The following is a 16,949-nucleotide window of genomic DNA, read 5'->3' as shown; positions in this document are numbered from 1 at the left end:
TCCTCGCTCCATCAGCGCTTCGCGGCGGCGGCCTTGGCGCGCTCGGCCACGTCCTTCTGGTAGTCGGCCATGTACGGCAGGTCGCGCAGCACCCTGGAATGCGGATCGAGGGTGAAGCTCTCGCCCGCCGCCAGCGCGACGTGGCCGCTTCCATCCGCCATCGGCACGTCCACCACGCGCTTGCCCGCGCGCACCTGCACCGGCATCGGGAACGGCTTGTCGCCCTCGGTCTTCCAGCGCAGTGCGAGGCCGCCGGCATCGCGCGTGGCGACGAGTTCCGGCAGCTTCACCGAGCGCAGGTAGACGTCGAAGAACCAGCCGTAGTCCTTGCCGGTGATGCGGTTAACCAGCGCGATGAAGTCGCCGGTGGACGCGTAGCGCGGCTTGAAGTTGCCGGGCCTGGGCGCGTCGGTGCCGTACACCAGCTCGCGGGTGGCGCGGAAGAAGGCGTCGTCGCCGATCAGCCCGCGCAGGGTGTGCAGCATCAACGCGCCCTTGTAGTAGACGTCGTTGCCCGGCCCGCGATCGGCGCTGGACACGCTCTTCTCGGCCATGCTGCGGCCGGCGACGATCGGGTAGCGCAGCATCAGCGCCGAGCGCATCTTCATCAGCGCCGCCATGTACTCCATGTCGCCGCGCAGCCATTGCAGGTACAGCGGCTGCATGTAGCTGCCGAAGCCTTCGTGCAACCACAGGTCGTCCCAGTCCACGTTGGTCAGCTGGTTGCCGAACCACTCGTGCGAGAACTCGTGCTGCAGCAGCCAGTCGTAGCCGGTCTCGGCCTTGCGGTAATCGTTGCCGTAGGCGTTGATGGTCTGGTGCTCCATGCCCAGGTGCGGGGTTTCCACCACGCCCATCTTCTCGTCGCCGAACGGATACGGGCCGACCGTCTCCTCGAAGAAATCCAGCATCGGCGCGAACTCGGCGAACAGCCCCTCGGCCTTGGCCTTGTTGCCCTTCAGGTACCAGAAGCGCAGCGGGATGACGTTGCCGTAGCGCGACTTGTAGTCGCCCTGCAGCAGTTCGTACGGGCCGACGTTGAGCGCGATGGCGTAGGTGTCCGGCTGCTTGGCGCGCCAGTGGTAGGTGCGCCAGCCGTCCTTCTCGTCCATGCCGGTGGCGATGCCGTTGCTGGCGGCGACCAGCGGGCTCGGCACGGTGATGTGCTGCACGACCTCCAGCGGCTCGCCCATCGGGTGGTCGATGCAGGGCCACAGCAGGTCGCAGCCCTCGCCCTGCACCGCCGTCGCGACCCACGGCTCGCCGGTCGGCGCCTTGGCCCAGACGATGCCGCCGTCCCACGGCGCCTTCGACGCCACATGCGGATGCCCGCCGTAGCGGATGCGCAGGGTGGCGCGCGTGCCGGCGGGCAGCGGCGCCGGAAGGTCGATGCGCATCCGGCCTTCCGGGTTGCGCCAGTGCGCGGCGTCGATGGCCTTGCCGTCGACTTCGACCAGGTCGACCGCGTAGCCGCGGTCCAGGTCGACCACGAGCTCGCCGACCGGCTTGTCCACCCGCAGGCGCAGGGTGGCGTCGCCGTCCAGCCGCTGCTGCGCGGGATCCACCTTGAACGACAGTTCGGCGCGTTCGATCAGCGTCGCTTCCTGTTCCGGCGCGCGCGGCAGGCCGGTGGCCGCGGTGGTGGCGGTCAGCGCGGGTTGCGGCGCGGCCTGCTGGGCATGGGCGGCGAATGCGGCGGCGGCCAGCGCGAGGGCCGTCAGGTGTCGTTGCGGGCGCATGGCATGTCCCCTGGAATTGATCGCATACCATCGCATAGCGGCGCACCGGCCGTGCCTGTCGTTGGTCATGCCGGCGCGGCGCGGCTTCACGAAATATGAACGGCCCCCAGCAGGGGCGGCCGATGCCGGGAAATCTCAGCGGCGATTCATGCGCACGGCCGCCAACTACGCATGAAGGGCGCGAATGGTCGCGCCCCGGGGAGACGAGAGAGATGAACCGCAGTCCCGCCTTGCGCATCCTGACCCCTGCCCTGCTCGGCACCGTGCTGGCGCTGGGCGCGGCCTTGCCCGCGTCCGCCGCCCGGCAGGACCGCGACAACGGCGACCAGCAGACCGAACGCAAGCAGCGTCCGGCGCAGCGCGAACAGCCGCGCGCCGACGCCCAGCGGCGCCCGATCCTGTCCGACCGCGCCCGCAGCAGCGACGACCAGCGCCGCGAGAACTGGGGCGAACTGGCGCGCCAGCAGCAGGAACGCCAGCGCGCGGAAGGCCAGCGCCAGCAGGCCGAGGCGCAGCGCGCGGCGCAGCAGCAGCGTGCCGCCGAACAGCATGATCGCGACCAGCAGCGCCAGCAGGCCGAAACCCAGCGCGCCGCGCAACAGCAGCGCATCGCCGAACAACGCGGTCGCGAGCAGCAGCGCCAACGGATCGAAGCGCAGCGCGCGTCGCAGCAGCAACGCGCCGTCGAGCAGCGCGACCGCGAACAGCAGCAGCGCCAGCAGCTCGAAGCCCAGCGCGTGGCGCAGCAACAGCGCATAGCCGGCCAGCGCGAGCGCGAGCAGCAGCGCCGCGACGACGCATCGCGCAGCCCGCAGGCGCGGGTGATCGCCGAGGCGCGCCAGCGCGAGGAGCGTCGCGACGACCGGCAGGACCGCCCCGGGCAGCGCCCCGACTGGCGCAACGACCGCGACGACCATCGCGGCGACGACCGCAACCGCCCCGACTGGCGCGGCAACGACGGCCATGGCCGCATCGACCGCGACCAGCAGCAGCGCCGGATCGAGGAGCAGCGCCGGCAGCAGGCGCAGTGGCAGCGCGAGGAAGCCAACCGCCGCGCGCAGTTCGAGCGTCAGCGCCACGACCTGGAGCGCCAGCGCCGCAACGCCCAGTACCGCTACCAGCAGGACTACTGGCGCCGCTGGCAGGCCGAACAGGCGCGCCGCCGCACGCTCCGCATCGACTACAACGACCCGTTCTTCTACACGCCCTACAACTACCGCTACAGCTACGGCGGCCGCTGGTACGACACCAACAGCTACGGCGCGCGGATGCTGGAGCAGGCGGTGCGCGACGGCTACCGCGAGGGCTGGTACGCGGGCCAGGCCGACCGCGCCGACCGCTGGCGCTTCGACTACGACGGCAACATCGGCTACCTCGACGGCAGCTACGGCTACTACGGCCAGTACGTGAGCCTGGGCGACTACCGCTACTACTTCCGCCAGGGCTTCCAGCGCGGCTACCAGGACGGCTATTACGGCCGCTCCCAGTACGGCCTGCAAGGCAGCGGCGGCGCAATGATCCTGCCGGCGATCCTCGGCATGATCCTGGCTTTCAGCATCGACAACTGAACCCGGCTCCCGCAAAAAGTCCCCGCAACACGAAAGACGCCCGGCCATCGCGCCGGGCGTCCTCGTTTCATGGCGTCAGCGCAACTGGCTGTCCTTGCTGCCGCGGCGGTTGTAGCCGCTGAAGCCGGCCTCGCGGTCGTGCGCTTCCTGGCAGGCCACGCACAGGCGCACGCCCGGGATCGCCTTGCGACGCGCGTCCGGGATCGGCGCATCGCATTCCTCGCAGCGCTCCAGCCCCGGGCCGCTGGGCAGGCGGCTGCGCGCCCGCGCGATGCCGTCCTTCACCGTCGCGTCGATCTGGTCCTGCACCGCGCCGTCGCCGGCCCAACCGGTCGCCATGGCTGCGCTCCCGAACTGTCAGAGGCGGCCAGCCTAGCAGGGGCCCGCTGAAGCGCGGCGGATCAGGCGCCGCGCTTCTTCCACAGCGCCAGCAGCTCGGCTTCCTGCTCGCGCGGGATGCCGGCGCGCGGCTTGGCCTGGCGCTCCGCGGGCAGGCCGTGGAACCACGCCAGCAGGTCGGCCACGGTGGTCGCCAGCGGACGGAAGGTGAGCCCGGCGGTAATGGCGCGCGCATTGCTCACGCTGCCGTAGCCGGAGAACGGATTGCCCTCGCGCGGCACCCAGATCGGCGTGTCGACCTTGTGTTCGTCGAGGAACTGCGGCGAGACGTGCACCATCCGCACGCCCTTGCCGGTCACCGCCTGGCAGCCGTGCAGCATCGCGTCCATCAGCAGCGGATAGTCGGGGCCGACCGCATTGAAGGTGCCGTAGGCCTTCGCCTCGGCGAGCCGGATCATCCACTCGCCTAGGTCGCGGCCGTCGATGATCTGGATCGGGTCCAGCCCGTCGCCCGGCACCAGCATCTCGCCGCCCTGCTCCACCCGCAGCGGCCAGTAGCTGAAGCGGTCGCTCTCGTCGCGCGGGCCGACGATGTAGCCAGGGCGGACAATCGTGCTGCGCTCGCCGAAATGCTTGCGCACCTCCGCCTCGCTCAGCGCCTTCAGCGGGCCGTACAGGCCCTCGATGTCGGCCATCAGCGACTGCTGGGTTTCCGCCATCGCGTCCTTGCCCTTGTAGGGAGCGAGCGGCGCGGTTTCGTCGATGCCGGGCCTGGCGCCGTCGGCATAGACCGAGATGGTCGAGATGAACAGGTAGTGGCCGACGTTGCCCTTCAGCACCTTGCCGGCGTCGCGCACCCAGAACGGCAGCGAGGTCGGGTTGTCGATGCACACGTCCCATTTGCGGCCCTTCAGCGAGGCCAGGTCGCCGGTGTTGCGGTCGCCGTGCAGCTGCTCCACTTCGCCCGGCCATTCCGGCGACGGCCGCTTGCCGCGGTTGAACAGCGTCACCCGGTGCCCGCGCGCCAGCGCGTAGGCGACCTGGAACGGGCCGGTGAAGCCGGTGCCGCCGAGGATCAGGATGTCGAGCGGCTTCGCCGCCTTGCCGACCGGCGCTGCCGCCGTTTCCGGCATGCCGATGGCGGGCAGCGCGACGGCGGCCGCGGCGAGCGTTCCGAACTTCAGCAGGTCACGACGTGTGGTGCGCATGCGATGCCTCCCCGGCGGCGTTGTCCGGCGGCAGTCTTGCACCGCGCCGTGGCGATGGCGCATGACGGAAGTCGGGGTGACCTCCGTCGAAGTCCGCGACGCCGGCCCGGCCCGACCGTTCGTCGGAAATAGAAAAATTGTTCTAGACATATTTTTCTAGACATTGTTTTCTAAACCCGTGGCCGGCAGGCCGCATCGAACCCCGTATTCCGGAACTCCGCAGACGCCATGCCCGCACCCCGCCCGCCCAAACCCACGCCCGCCGAACTCGGCCTGCTGCGCACGCTCTGGCAGCTCGGCCCCAGCACCGCGCGGCAGGTCCACGAAGCGCAGCGGCGCGAGCGCCCGGAGCTGACCTACGCCAACGTGCTGCGGCTGATGCAGATCATGCACGGCAAGGGCCTGCTCAAGCGCGACGAGAGCCAGCGCTCGCACGTCTATGCGCCGGTGCAGGCGAAGGGCTCCTTGCAGAACCGGCTGCTGGACGACCTGATCCACAAGGCCTTCGCCGGCTCCGGCAAGGCGCTGGTGATGGCCGCGCTGCGCGGCGGCCGGGTCAGCGACGAAGAACGCGCCGAGATCCAGCGCTTCCTGGAGGAAAACCGCGATGCGTGACGCCCTCTTCCACCTGGTACCGGCACTGGGCACGACGCTTCTGCATTTCCTCTGGCAAGGCGCGCTGCTCGGCCTGCTGGCTGCGCTGGCGCTGGCGCTGCTGCGCAACGCTCGCCCGCAGACACGCTATGCGGTGGCCTGCGCCGCGCTGCTGGCGTCGCTGCTGTTGCCGGTGCTGACGCTGATGCGGCTGCTGGCCGTTCCGGCGACGACGGCTGCCGCAAGCCTGATGTCCGCGTCCCCCACCACCGGCGCGAGCGGCATCGCGTGGCAAGCGCTGGCCGGCGACGCCCCCCTCCGCATCACCGACGCCCTGCCCTGGCTGGTCGCCTGCTGGGCGCTGGGCGCATGCGTGCTGTCGCTGCGCCTGGCCGGTGGGCTGTACTGGGTGGCACGGCTGCGCCAACGCGCCTGGACGGACGATGCGGCGGCGCAGCAATCCATCGCCGACCGGCTGGGCGCGCGGCTGGGCCTGCGCATCAACGTGCCGGTGCGGCTGACCCTCGACGCCGCTTCGCCGCTGGCCATCGGCTGGTGGCGGCCGATGGTGCTGCTGCCGGCGTCGCTGGCGATGCGCATGCCCGCGCCGCTGCTGGAAGCGCTGATCGCCCACGAACTGGCGCACATCCGCCGCCACGACTATCTGGTCAACCTGCTGCAGGGCGTGGCCGAAGCGCTGTTGTTCTATCACCCGGCGGTGTGGTGGCTGTCGCGCCGCATACGCTGCGAGCGCGAGCTGATTGCCGACGACCTCGCCGCCGCCGCGCTGGGGCAGCGCCGCAATCTCGCCCTCGCCCTGTCCGAACTCGACCGCCTGCTCGACGACGCAGCCACGCCGCTGCTCCCGCACTTCGCACCCGCCGCCCAAGGAGGCCAGCTCATGTCCCGTATCCAGCACCTGCTCCGCCCACGCGCGCACGCGCACGCGCTTGCGCCCGGCTTGATCCTGCCCCTGCTCGGCCTGGCGCTGGCCGGCGCGGGCCTGTATGCGCACGCCGCTTCGCCGCGCAGCCCATCCGCGCAAAGCACCTCTGCCACCCCATCCTCCGTCGCCATTCCGGCGCCTCCCGCACCACCGCCGGCGCATCCCGGGTCTTCCGCCATTCCGACGCCTCCCGCGCCTCCCGCACCGCCGCCGGCTCCCCCGCCCCCCCAATCCTGCCCATTGCTCCCCCCGCACCGCCCGCACCACCCGCGCCTCCGGTTCGCGCCGCAGCGCCGGTCGCCACCGCGTTCCGGCACGGCGACGACGGTTATGCGGTGGTGCGTAGGAACCGCAACGGCTTCTCGATGTCCGGCGATCTCGACGACGCAAACGACATCGCCGCCGCGAAGCGCGGCATCGACGGCGACTTCATCTGGTTCCGCCGCGATGGCAAGGCCTTCGTCCTGCGCGATCCCGCCTTGCTGGCCCGCGCCGACAAGGCGTGGGAAGGCGCGAAAGCCCATGAAGCGAAAATGCACGCACTGGAAACGCGGATGCAGCCGCACCAGCGCAAGCTGGAAACCATCAGCCAGCGCATGGAGGGCATGCATGCGAACTTCGAACAGACGCCGCAAATGCGCGAAGCGGAGCGTTCGATCCAGGCCATCGCCGAGCGGCAGCGTGAGTTGGCCGAGCGCCAGCGCGCGCTGGCGCAGCGGCAGGTACGGGCAGGCAGCGACGCCCAACGCCAGGAGCTGGATCAGCAGATGCAGCGGTTGAGTGCGCAACATGAGGCGTTGAGCGCGGAGATCGAACGCCACTCGACCGTGCTCCAGAGCCAGCACGAGCGCATGCGCGGCGAAAGCGCACGGATGGAAGCCGTCGCCCGCGAAATGGAAGCCGCCAGCAAGCCGATGGAAGCGATCGGCAAGGAAATGGAAGCGGTGGGCAGGCAGTTGGAACGGCAGGCCCGCATCGCCGATCGCCAGGTGCGCAGCCTGATCGACGAAGCCGTGCGGCAAGGCCTGGCGCAGCCCGCGCCGACGCTGCGCTGACCGAACCGGAGCATACCGATGCCGAAGCGTCTTGCCCTGTTGTGCTGCCTGCTCCCCGGCGTCGCGTTCGCGCAGACGACCGGGCAATGGGTCATGACCACCGACCTGTGGGGCAACCCCGCCTACCGGACGCTCACCCTGGTCGAGGACGGCGACACGCTCACCGGCGACATCGACGGCGACAAGCTCGCCGGACGCCGCACGGGTTCGACGATCACGTTCCAGGACGTCGATGCGAACAACGCGACGTACTCGTTCACGGGCGTCATCGAAGGCGGCCGCATCGAGGGCATCGCCGAGTTCCCCGACACCAACAACCCGGCCCTGCGCGCCCAGCACGCCTTCACCGCGCGCCGCATCCCCGACCGCCCCGCCGGGCCACCGCGACGCCACGAGTTCGCGCCAACCGACTACTCCAACACCTTCGACCCGCATCGTCTGCCGGTGCTGACGGTCTGGCCGGGCGACACCATCCACACCACCACCCTCGACTCCGGCGGCGCGGACGAAAACGGGCACACCCAGGCCCTGTTCGGCAATCCCCAGACCGGCCCGTTCTTCATCGCCACCGCGTCGCCCGGCGACACGTTGGTCGTGCGGATCAAGCGCCTGCGGCTGAACCGGGGCTATGCCGACAGCCTTGACGACATTGTCGATCACGCGCTGGGCGCAAGCCTGGTGGCCGGGGCGAACGACCTGGGCAAACCGGTGCGCTGGAAACTGGATCGCGTGCGCGGGCTGGCCAGCCTGGAAACGCCGACCGAGCGCTTGAAGGGGCTGTCCATCCCGGTGCGGCCGATGCTCGGCGGGCTGGCGGTCGCGCCGGGCTTCGGCGCCGCACCCGTGTCCACCGGCGACAGCGGGCGCTTCGGCGGCAACATGGACTTCAACGAAGTGGTGGAAGGCAATACCGTCTACCTGCCCGTGCAGCAGCCCGGCGCGCTGCTGTACCTGGGCGACGCCCACGCCCTGCAGGGCGACGGCGAAACCACGCAGTACGCGCTGGAAACCTCGATGGACGTCGAACTCACGGTCGATGTCATCAAGGGCAAGGCGATCCGCATGCCGCGCGTCGAATCGGCCACCGAGCTCATGGTGCTCGGCCAGGCCGGCTCGCTGGACGAGGCGCTGCGCTCAGCCACCACCGGGCTGGTGCAATGGCTGCAGCAGGACTACGGCTACACGCTGTCCGAATGCGCGATCCTGCTGGGCAGTTCCGTGCGCTACGGCGTTCCCAATCTGGCCGGCCGCAACGTCGGCGTCGCCGCCCGGCTCGACAAGGCGCTGCTGCGTAAATAAACGATCACGCCGGCATTACCCGGCAGCGGTAAGGTAGTGCATCCCCGCCCGCCGGAATCCGCCATGCGCCGCCTCGTCGCTTTCGCCCTTGCCCTCGCCCTCTCGACGCCGGCGCTGGCCGCGCTCAAACCCGGCGTCGCCGCGCCCGCGTTCACCGCACCGGCCTATCTGGCCGGCCAGCCCTTCACCTTCGATCTTGCCGACGCGCTGAAGAACGGCCCGGTGGTGCTGTACTTCTTCCCGGCCGCGTTCACGCCGGGCTGCAACGTGGAAGCGGCGGCGTTCTCGCAGGCCATCGACAAGTTCAAGGCGCAGGGCGCGAGTGTGATCGGCATCACCGCCGGCAATACCGACCGACTGGAGGAGTTCTCGAAGGACACCGAGAAATGCGCCGGCAAGTTCCCGGTCGCCGCCGACGAGGGCGCGAAGATCGCCAGATCGTTCGACGCCACCATGACGATGAAGCCGGACCTGTCCAGCCGCACCTCCTACCTGATCGGCAAAGACGGCCGCATCGCGGCGGAGTTCGATGCGATGAACCCCAACCAGCACGTCAAGGAAATGCTGGAGGCGGTGGGCGCGTTGCAGGCGAAGCGCGGCGGGAAGTGACCGGTCGCGGCCGCTGGCAAACGTCCTCTTGAAGCGTTGGACGCGGAAAAACGCGGATCAGATCTTCCGGATCAGATTTTTTCCGCGTTGATCCGCGTCTAAAAACATTTGCCACGGGCTCGCCCACGCGCGAGCCGTGCAAGCGATCCACTGCGCCTCAGAACGACTTGCGCGCCAGCTTTCCGTGCAGTTCCGAGATCAGCATGGTCGCGGCCGAGCCGTACCAGGCGTGGTATTCGGCCACCATCTCGCCCTGCCGGATGACCGGATCGGTCGCGGTCAGCGCCTTCGCCTCGTCGATGTCCTTCACCGCGAACACGAACAGGCCGCGCCAGTCGCCGCCGGCATCGCCGAACGGGCCGGCCAGCGCCAGCTTTCCTTCCTTGGCCAGGCGATCCATGTTCGCCATGTGCCCGGCAAACATCGCCTTGCGCGCCTCCGGGTCCTTCACCGGCGTCGGGCCGGTCCGCAGGATCACCAGCACGTAGCTGCGCATCCCGTAATCGTCCGCGCCGGTGCGACGCGCGAGTTCGGCGTCGAAGCCGGGGGCGGGTTGTGCGTCGGAAGGCTTCGCGGGCTCGCCCGCATGCGTGGCGCCGATGGCGCAGAGGCCGGCGAGCATCAGGGCATGGAAACGGCGCATAGGAGGGCTCCTTCCGGATGTCACGAACCGGCCGTCAGCGCGTCGCGCTCGGCCCTGTCCAGCACCAGCGGCTCGCGCAGCGGCAGGCCGTCCGCATCGAACAGCAATACGTTGCGCCGGCCGCGCAGCCGCGCGCCGAGCAGGTTGGCGACGATGCGCAGGGTGCCGACGAAGCGCGCCAGCCCGGACGATTCCACTTCGCCCGTCGCCGATTCCGCGTTGACCGCGATGCGTCCGCGCGGGCCGTAGGCGGCGTCGATGGCCTCCGCCGGTTCGGCGATGGCGGGCACCGGCACGCCGAGGTAGTACAGCTTCGAATCGCGCGGGATGTTGCCCAGCGGCGTGCGGCAGCAGCTGGCGTACCAGCGCAGCAGGCCGCGCGGGCCCAGCGACATGCAGGTCACCTGGTCGAAGCCGCGGGTGAAGCGCAGCCCGTCCGGCGCCATCGCCACGATGTCGGTGCCGCCGGCGGCGTCCAGCAATCCTTCGCCGCCCAGCCAGCGGGCGAACGCCTGGCAGTCGCGGCAGTAACACGTGGCGCGCGCGTAGGCGCGCTGCGGATCGACCTCGCCCTGCACCTGTCCGCAACGGCATGCCAGTTTCATTCCGCCCCCGTCTCGCAAGTCATCCCGTGGGCACGATAACGGATGCGGGCGGACTTGACGCCCGCCCGCATCGTGCCGCGTTTGCCGGATCGCTTGCCGGCGCGTTTCCCAGGCGCGTTTACCAAATACGCACGCGCTGTTCCGGCGGCAGGTACATGGCGTCGCCGGGCTTCACGTCGAACGCCTTGTACCAGGCGTCGAGATTGCGCAGCGGGCCGTTGGCGCGGTACATCACCGGCGAATGCGGGTCGGTCTTGATCAGCCGCAGCAGCGATTCGTCGCGGTACTTGCCCTTCCACACCTGCGCCCAAGCCAGGTAGAAGCGCTGGTCGCCGGTGAGGCCGTCGATCACCGGCGCCGGCTTGCCGCCCAGGCTGATCTGGTAGGCCGTGTAGGCCATCGACAGGCCGCCGAGGTCGCCTAGGTTCTCGCCCATGGTCAACCCGCCGTTGACGCACTGGCCGTCCAGCGGGCAGTAGGCGTCGTACTGCGCGCCCAGCGCCTTGGTGCGCTGCTCGAAGCGGGCGCGGTCCTCGTCGGTCCACCAGTTGCGCTGGATGCCGTCGGCGTCGGACTTGCTGCCCTGGTCGTCGAAGCCGTGGCCCATCTCGTGGCCGATCACCGCGCCGATGCCGCCGTAGTTCACCGCCGCGTCCGCGTTCACGTCGAAGAACGGCGGCTGCAGGATCGCCGCCGGGAACACGATCTCGTTGAACGCCGAGTTGTAGTAGGCGTTCACCGTCTGCGGGGTCATGCCCCACTCCTCGCGGTCGGTCTTCTGGCCGACGCGGCGGTTCTGGTCGGCGCGATTGAACCTGCGCAGGGCGACGGCGTTGCCGAGCAGGTCGTCCGCCTTGATCGCGACGCTGGAATAGTCCTTCCACTTCGACGGATAGCCGATCTTCGGGCGGAAGGTGGACAGCTTGCGGAAGGCTTCGGCCTTGGTCGCTTCGCCCATCCAGTCGAGCTGCTCGATGTTCGTGCGCAGCGCCGCGCGCAGGTTCTCGACCAGCTGGTCCATCGCCGCCTTGGCTTCCGGCTTGAAGTAGCGCGCCACGTACAGTTCGCCCAGCGCCTCGCCCAGTCCGCCGCGCGAACCGACCAGCGCCATCGCGCGCTTCCAGTCCTCGCGCTGCGCCTTCTGCCCGCCCAGCACCTTGCCGTTGAACTCGAACGAGGCGGCGTCGATCTCGCTGCTCAGCAGATCGGCGTTGCCGTCCACCGCGTGGAAGGCGAGGTAGTCGCGCCAGGTCGCCAGCGGCGTGGCGCCGATCACGTCGATGACCGGCTGGATCACGTCCGGCGTGCTGATGTTGAGTTTGTCCGGCTGCGGCATTTCCTGCGCGCGCAGCTGCGCGGCCCAGTCGTAGCCCGGGAACTTCCGCTGCAACTCCGCGAAGGTGAACACGTTGTAGGTCTTGTCGCGGTCGCGCAGCTTCACCCGGTCCCACTGCGGCTTGGCCAGCGCGGTTTCGAGCGCCAGCACCGCCTCGGCGCGCGCCTTGGCGTCGGCGCCGGTGACGCCGGCGAAGCCGAGCATGCGCTGGATGTGGGCGACGTAGGCTTCGCGGATCTTGACGAAGCGCGCATCCGGATTGAGGTAGTAGTCGCGGTCCGGCAGGCCCAGGCCGCCGACGCCGAGCACGACCTGGTAATGGTCGGGGTCCTTGCGGTCGGTGCCCACGTACAGGCCGAACGGCGCATCGCTGCCGTCGATGCCGGCGTTGCCGAACGCGGCGACCAGCTTGTCCTTCGAGTCGATCGCGGCGATGCGCTCCAGCACCGGCTTGAGCGGCGAGATGCCGGCGGCGTCGCGAGCGGCGCGGTCAATGAAGCTGTCGTAGTAGTCGCGCAGCTTGCGGCCGTTGCTGCCGGGCGCCAGATCCTTGCTCGCCAGCAGTTCCTGCATCAGCGCGCGGGTCTGCTCCTCGGCGCGGTCGCGCAGCTGGTTGAACGAGCCGTAGTTGGTCTCGTAGTCCTTGAGGACGTAGGTGTCGATCCAGCGGCCGCTGGCGTAGCGGTTGAAGTCGTCGCCCGGCTTGACCGAGGTGTCGCGCGCGGACAGGTCCACGCCGAAGCTGCCCAGCTGCGGCTTGCCCGCGGGCGTGGCGGCGGTGGCGGAGGAATTGGCGACGGCCAGCACGCCGGCGATGCCGAGGCCGAGCAGGGAACGCTTCATGGTTCGATCCGATGCGAAGGGAAACCGCGAGCGTAGCCATCCGGCGCTCGATGCGCCCGTGACTTTCGTCCCCCTTGCGCGTCAGTCCTCGTCCGCCGCCTGCAGGTCCGCCGGATCGGCGTCGTAATCGAGGAGATCGCCCGGCGCGCACGCCAGCACCGCGCACAGCTTGGCCAGCGTGCGGAAGCGGATGCCGCGCACCTTGCCGCTGCGGAACAGCGACATCTGGGTCTCGCTGATGCCGACCCGCGCGGCCAGCTCGCGCGCGGTCATGCCGCGCGCGGCCAGCATCGCGTCGAGGGTGATCCGGATCGGCATCAGACGATCTCGTCCAGTTCCGCCTGCAAGGCGCGCGCGTGGTCGATCACCCGCGCCAGCAGCACCAGCGCGGCGCCGACCACGCCCAGCACGATGCCGGACAGGTCGAAGTACATCACGCTGCCCTGCCCGCCCGCGATCATCCGCGACAGGTTGGTCACCGCGAACACGCTGAGCAGCGCGCCGGCCAGCACGCCGATGCCGACGTGGCGCAGCGCCCGCGCCAGCGTGGCGTGGAACAGCCGGCCCGCCGCCAGGTCGCCCAGCGCGCGCTGCACCGCCCACAGCGCCCACAGATAGCCCAGCCCCGGCAACAGGCGCACCAGCATCAGCAGCAGCCGCGTACCGGCGTCGCCATCGGCGCGCGACGGGAACCAAGGCAGCCCGCCCGCGCCCAGCGCCAGCAGCAGGAACAGGCCGCAGAACACCGCCAGCGTGGCGATGCGCAGCAGGCGGCATTGCTGCCGGAAGCGGTCGGGGACGGTCATGGCGGCGGGTTTCGGCAATGGGCGATGGCGGGAGGAATTTTAATCTTGACTTAAATCTCCATGCCCGCGCAAACTTTATCCAAGACTTAAAACATCACGAGGCGACGCCATGCCCCACGCCACACCCCTCGCCATAGAAACCCGCGGCCTGACCCGCCGCTTCGGCGCGCGCACCGCCGTCGACGCCATCGATCTGCGCGTGCCGGAGCGCAGCGTCTACGGCTTCCTCGGCCGCAACGGCGCCGGCAAGACCACCACCATCAAGCTGCTGCTGGGCCTGCTGAAGGCGGACGCCGGCAGCGCAAGGATCGCCGGCATCGACGTTGCGACGGATCGCATCGCCGCCGCGCGCAAGGTCGGCGCGCTGCTGGAGGCGCAGGGCTTCTACGCGTACCTGACCGGCCGCGAGAACCTCGACCTCAGCCGCCGCCTGCTCGGCCTGCCCGCCGGCGAGCCCGACCGCGTGCTGGAGATCGTGGAGATGGCCGCGCACGCCGGCCGCCGCGTCGCCGACTATTCGCTGGGCATGCGCCAGCGCCTCGGACTGGCGCGGGCGATGCTGGGCGCGCCGCCGGTGCTGGTGCTGGACGAACCGACCAACGGCCTCGATCCTGAGGGCATCGCCGACATGCGCCGCTTCCTGCGCGAGCTGCCCGAACGCGCCAACGCCACCGTGCTGCTGTCCAGCCACCTGCTCGGCGAGATCGAGCAGACCGCCACCCATGTCGGCATCCTCGGCCACGGCCGGCTGGTGCTGCAGGGCGCGCTGGCCGAACTGAAGGCGGGGCTGGCGGCCGAAGTGGAGATCGGCACCGACGCGCCGGAGCAGGCGGTGGCGGTCGCGCGCAGCCACGGCTTCGCGGCCGAACGCGACGACGACGCCGTGGTCGTGCGCCTGGCCGCCGGCGAGGAACCGCGCGGCGCGGCCGCCGCGCTCAACCGCGCGCTGTGCGTGGCGGGCGTGCGCGTGCATGCGCTCGCGCCGCGCCAGCGCAGCCTCGAACTTCTCTACCGCCAGGCCGCGCAGCCCGTCGCGGCGGCGGCCTGACATCGCCCCAAAATCCGGAGCCCGCCATGTCCGTTGCCTCGCCCACTTTCTCCGTTCGCCCTGCCCGCTTCGCCACCGCGCTCGCGGTGGAGGCCTACAAGCTGCGCCGCTCGCTGGCCCTGCTGCTGGCCGCCGTCGCGCCGCTGCTGATTGCGGTGTTCGTGTTCTTCAACCTGCTGCGCGGGGAGAAGCCCGCGCCGTGGACGATGTCGCTGCAATTCTCGGCGGCGATCTGGGCGTTCTTCATGCTGCCGATGAGCGTCACCGCGCTGACCGCGCTGGTGGCGCAGACCGAGCACGGCCCGCGCGCTTGGGACCACCTGCGCGCGCTGCCGCTGCCGCGCTGGCACCTGTACGCGGCGAAGGCCGTTTGCGTGCTGGCGCTGGTCGCGGCGATGAGCCTGCTGCTGGCCCTGCTGACGTCGCTGGCGGTCGTCGCCGCCGGCATCGCCAAGCCCGCGGTGGCCGCCGCCGGCGCGCCGGATTTCGCCGCCCATCTGCTCCTGCTGGGCCGCATCTTCCTTGCCGCGTGGCTGCTGGTGGCGGTGCAGCTGTGGATCGCGCTGCGCTGGGCCAGCTTCGTGCCGGCGCTGGCGACGGGCATCGCCGGCACCTTCTTCGCCGTGGTCGCCACCTCGGCGAAGATCGGGGTGGCGATGCCCTGGCAGATTCCGGTCAACCAGCTCGCCAGCGACCCGGCCCGCGCCGACCTAGCGCTGGCGCTGGGCTTCGGCGGCGGCATCGCCGCCTTCGCGCTGATGCTGTGGCGGATGGGCCGGCGCGAGGTGCTCTGAACATGCCCGCGTGAGCATTCGCGGGCAGACAAAAGCCTTCCGACGCGGATTGACGCGGATAAAACCGGATAGGGCCGTTGGAAAGCGATCGGCGTTGATCCGCGTCCAAACGCGTGCGCTCCGGCGGCGCTACAGCGCCGCCGTCACCACGATCTCCACCTTCCAATCCGGATCGGCCAGCTTCGCCTCCACGGTGGCGCGCGCGGGCGCCTTGCCCGGCACCACCCATGCGTCCCACGCGCGGTTCATGCCGGCGAACTCGGCGATGTCGGCCAGGTAGATCTGCGCGCGCAGGATGCGGGTCTTGTCGCTGCCGGCCTGCGCCAGCAGCGCGTCGATGGCGGCCAGCACCTCGCGAGTCTGGGTTTCGATGTCGGCGCCCGCGGTTTCCGGCACCTGCCCGGCCAGGTGGACGATGCCACCGTGGATCACGGCCTCGGACATGCGCGGGCCGGCGTCGATGCGGCGGACATGCCGCGCCAGCGCGAAATCCAGCGCCGCGCACACCGCCGCCGCCTGCGCGTCGTTGCACTGCTGCGGGGTGGCGCGCGGGCTGTCCGGATAGACCTCGGTGGTGGTGACGAAGCGCGCGTCGGTGATGCCGGCGCACAGGCCGAGCGCGCGGCAGTCGTATTCGATCACGCCCGGCGCGACCACCGGTGAGCCGATGATGGTGCCGTCCGGATCGGCCGGCGCGATGTGGGTCACCTTCGCCACCTCGGCGTTGATCGCCCACTGGAAGGCCGGCTCCGGGCGCGCGCTGTCGGCGCACAGGTAGAAGCCGTCGGGGATGGTGCCAGGCTCGAACGGCTTGCCGTCGCGCGCGGCCAGCGACGGGCGGAACTCGGTTTCGTCGCTGTCGGTGGTTTCGTGCAGGTCGATGTGCACGAGGACGTGGTCGCCCAGCGAACGCAGCAGTTCCCACAGCGCCGCCGATTCGGCGGCCGGGCTGCCGGCGCGGAAGTTGCGGTTCGGGTCGAGCGCCTGCGCGTTCCAGCGGTGGATGCGCTCATAGGCCCACGGGCTGACGCAGGGCGCGATCAGCGCGTTGGCGCGGCCCGCGTAGTCGGCCGCGTGGCGCTCGGCGAACTGCAGCGCGCCGTGCACGCCGCTGGTCTCATACCCGTGCACGCCGCCGGTCACCACCGCCACCGGCAGCGCGTCGTCCCAGTCGCGGCTGCGCAGGACGAACAGCGGATAGCGGCCGTCGGCGCCGCAGTCCAGTTCGCCGTACTGCGCCACGTCGAAGGCATCGCGCAGCGCGTCGATCCGGGCCAGCACCTCGTCGGCGTAGCTGCGCTTCTTCGCCTGCATCGCGCGCCAATGCGCCTTTTCGGCCTCGCCCCAGGGCTGGCCCGGCGTGCCGATGGGAAATGCGTTCATCGCGTCGTCCTTGCAACGGAACAAGGCGGCATTTTCGCATCTGCGCGCCGCCGTGCGGCCTTCGACTTCAAATCCGCTTCACCTCCGCGCCATCGCCGGCACGCGCCCGGCGCGCATCGTGGCCGGCATTCCAG

The 16,949-nt window shown here is 70.4% G+C and carries 16 protein-coding genes and 2 pseudogenes; 8 read left to right on the top strand and 10 right to left on the bottom strand.

What is annotated here, in order from left to right:
* Positions 1-11: 11 nt before the first annotated feature.
* On the bottom strand, positions 12-1,739 hold the full coding sequence (locus H9L17_RS15830; protein ID WP_187570369.1) for a M1 family metallopeptidase: 1,728 nt from the start codon (positions 1,737-1,739) through the stop codon (positions 12-14).
* Between the two features lie 212 nt (positions 1,740-1,951).
* Between H9L17_RS15830 and H9L17_RS15825 the strand changes: the two genes are divergently transcribed.
* Positions 1,952-3,307, top strand: a complete 1,356-nt coding sequence (locus tag H9L17_RS15825) for a hypothetical protein (protein WP_187570368.1) — start codon at positions 1,952-1,954, stop codon at positions 3,305-3,307.
* Positions 3,308-3,382: 75 nt separating this feature from the next.
* On the opposite strand, the gene H9L17_RS15820 is transcribed toward H9L17_RS15825, so the two are convergent.
* Both H9L17_RS15820 and H9L17_RS15815 read right to left on the bottom strand, forming a co-directional pair.
* Positions 3,383-3,646, bottom strand: a complete 264-nt coding sequence (locus H9L17_RS15820) for a DksA/TraR family C4-type zinc finger protein (RefSeq protein ID WP_187570367.1) — start codon at positions 3,644-3,646, stop codon at positions 3,383-3,385.
* 62 nt (positions 3,647-3,708) lie between these two features.
* Entirely contained in the window at positions 3,709-4,854 is a 1,146-nt protein-coding gene (locus H9L17_RS15815) for an SDR family oxidoreductase (RefSeq protein WP_187570366.1), read from the bottom strand.
* Between the two features lie 228 nt (positions 4,855-5,082).
* Between H9L17_RS15815 and H9L17_RS15810 the strand changes: the two genes are divergently transcribed.
* The 5 genes and pseudogenes from H9L17_RS15810 (at position 5,083) to H9L17_RS15790 (ending at position 9,357) form a co-directional block, all read left to right on the top strand.
* Positions 5,083-5,469, top strand: a complete 387-nt coding sequence (locus H9L17_RS15810; RefSeq protein ID WP_187570365.1) for a BlaI/MecI/CopY family transcriptional regulator — start codon at positions 5,083-5,085, stop codon at positions 5,467-5,469.
* A pseudogene (locus H9L17_RS16340) lies at positions 5,462-6,181 on the top strand (M56 family metallopeptidase); the annotation flags it as partial. The gene H9L17_RS15810 and the pseudogene H9L17_RS16340, both read left to right, overlap by 8 nt.
* 551 nt (positions 6,182-6,732) lie before the next feature.
* Entirely contained in the window at positions 6,733-7,449 is a 717-nt protein-coding gene (locus H9L17_RS16100; protein WP_246455114.1) for a hypothetical protein, read from the top strand.
* Positions 7,450-7,467: 18 nt separating this feature from the next.
* On the top strand, positions 7,468-8,748 hold the full coding sequence (locus H9L17_RS15795; protein WP_187570362.1) for an acetamidase/formamidase family protein: 1,281 nt from the start codon (positions 7,468-7,470) through the stop codon (positions 8,746-8,748).
* Between the two features lie 63 nt (positions 8,749-8,811).
* A complete protein-coding gene (locus tag H9L17_RS15790; protein WP_187570361.1) occupies positions 8,812-9,357 on the top strand; it encodes a peroxiredoxin in 546 nt (181 codons plus the stop codon).
* A gap of 157 nt (positions 9,358-9,514) precedes the next feature.
* On the opposite strand, the gene H9L17_RS15785 is transcribed toward H9L17_RS15790, so the two are convergent.
* The 5 genes from H9L17_RS15785 to H9L17_RS15765 form a co-directional block, all read right to left on the bottom strand.
* Positions 9,515-10,000 carry a YciI family protein gene (locus H9L17_RS15785; RefSeq protein ID WP_187570360.1) on the bottom strand — a complete coding sequence of 162 codons (486 nt, stop codon included), beginning with the start codon at positions 9,998-10,000 and terminating at the stop codon, positions 9,515-9,517.
* A 20-nt stretch (positions 10,001-10,020) separates the two neighbouring features.
* Entirely contained in the window at positions 10,021-10,605 is a 585-nt protein-coding gene (locus H9L17_RS15780) for a DUF6151 family protein (protein ID WP_187570359.1), read from the bottom strand.
* A gap of 118 nt (positions 10,606-10,723) precedes the next feature.
* Complete coding sequence (locus tag H9L17_RS15775) at positions 10,724-12,784, bottom strand: M13 family metallopeptidase (protein WP_187570358.1); 2,061 nt, start codon at positions 12,782-12,784, stop codon at positions 10,724-10,726.
* A gap of 81 nt (positions 12,785-12,865) precedes the next feature.
* Complete coding sequence (locus tag H9L17_RS15770; RefSeq protein ID WP_187570357.1) at positions 12,866-13,102, bottom strand: helix-turn-helix domain-containing protein; 237 nt, start codon at positions 13,100-13,102, stop codon at positions 12,866-12,868.
* Positions 13,102-13,590, bottom strand: coding sequence for a DUF2975 domain-containing protein (locus H9L17_RS15765; RefSeq protein WP_187570356.1), 489 nt, complete (start codon positions 13,588-13,590; stop codon positions 13,102-13,104). The genes H9L17_RS15770 and H9L17_RS15765 overlap by 1 nt, the downstream gene beginning before the upstream one ends.
* Positions 13,591-13,699: 109 nt before the next feature.
* On the opposite strand from H9L17_RS15765, the gene H9L17_RS15760 reads away from it, so the two are divergent.
* Positions 13,700-14,638 (top strand): ABC transporter ATP-binding protein, encoded by a 939-nt coding sequence (locus H9L17_RS15760; RefSeq protein WP_187570355.1) that lies wholly within the window; start codon positions 13,700-13,702, stop codon positions 14,636-14,638.
* A 26-nt stretch (positions 14,639-14,664) separates the two neighbouring features.
* Positions 14,665-15,432, top strand: coding sequence for an ABC transporter permease (locus H9L17_RS15755; RefSeq protein WP_187570354.1), 768 nt, complete (start codon positions 14,665-14,667; stop codon positions 15,430-15,432).
* A gap of 129 nt (positions 15,433-15,561) precedes the next feature.
* On the opposite strand, the gene H9L17_RS15950 is transcribed toward H9L17_RS15755, so the two are convergent.
* Positions 15,562-15,876: a RidA family protein gene (locus tag H9L17_RS15950; protein WP_223158121.1), complete on the bottom strand. Its 315-nt coding sequence runs from the start codon at positions 15,874-15,876 to the stop codon at positions 15,562-15,564.
* Between the two features lie 33 nt (positions 15,877-15,909).
* Positions 15,910-16,815: pseudogene (locus tag H9L17_RS15750) on the bottom strand (M14 family metallopeptidase); the annotation flags it as partial.
* Positions 16,816-16,949: the final 134 nt, after the last annotated feature.

It is taken from the genome of Thermomonas brevis, assembly GCF_014395425.1.
GTDB classification, from domain to species: domain Bacteria; phylum Pseudomonadota; class Gammaproteobacteria; order Xanthomonadales; family Xanthomonadaceae; genus Thermomonas; species Thermomonas brevis.
The sequence above is the reverse complement of the archived record's forward strand: the minus strand, read 5'-3'. Positions and strand labels throughout refer to the sequence as shown.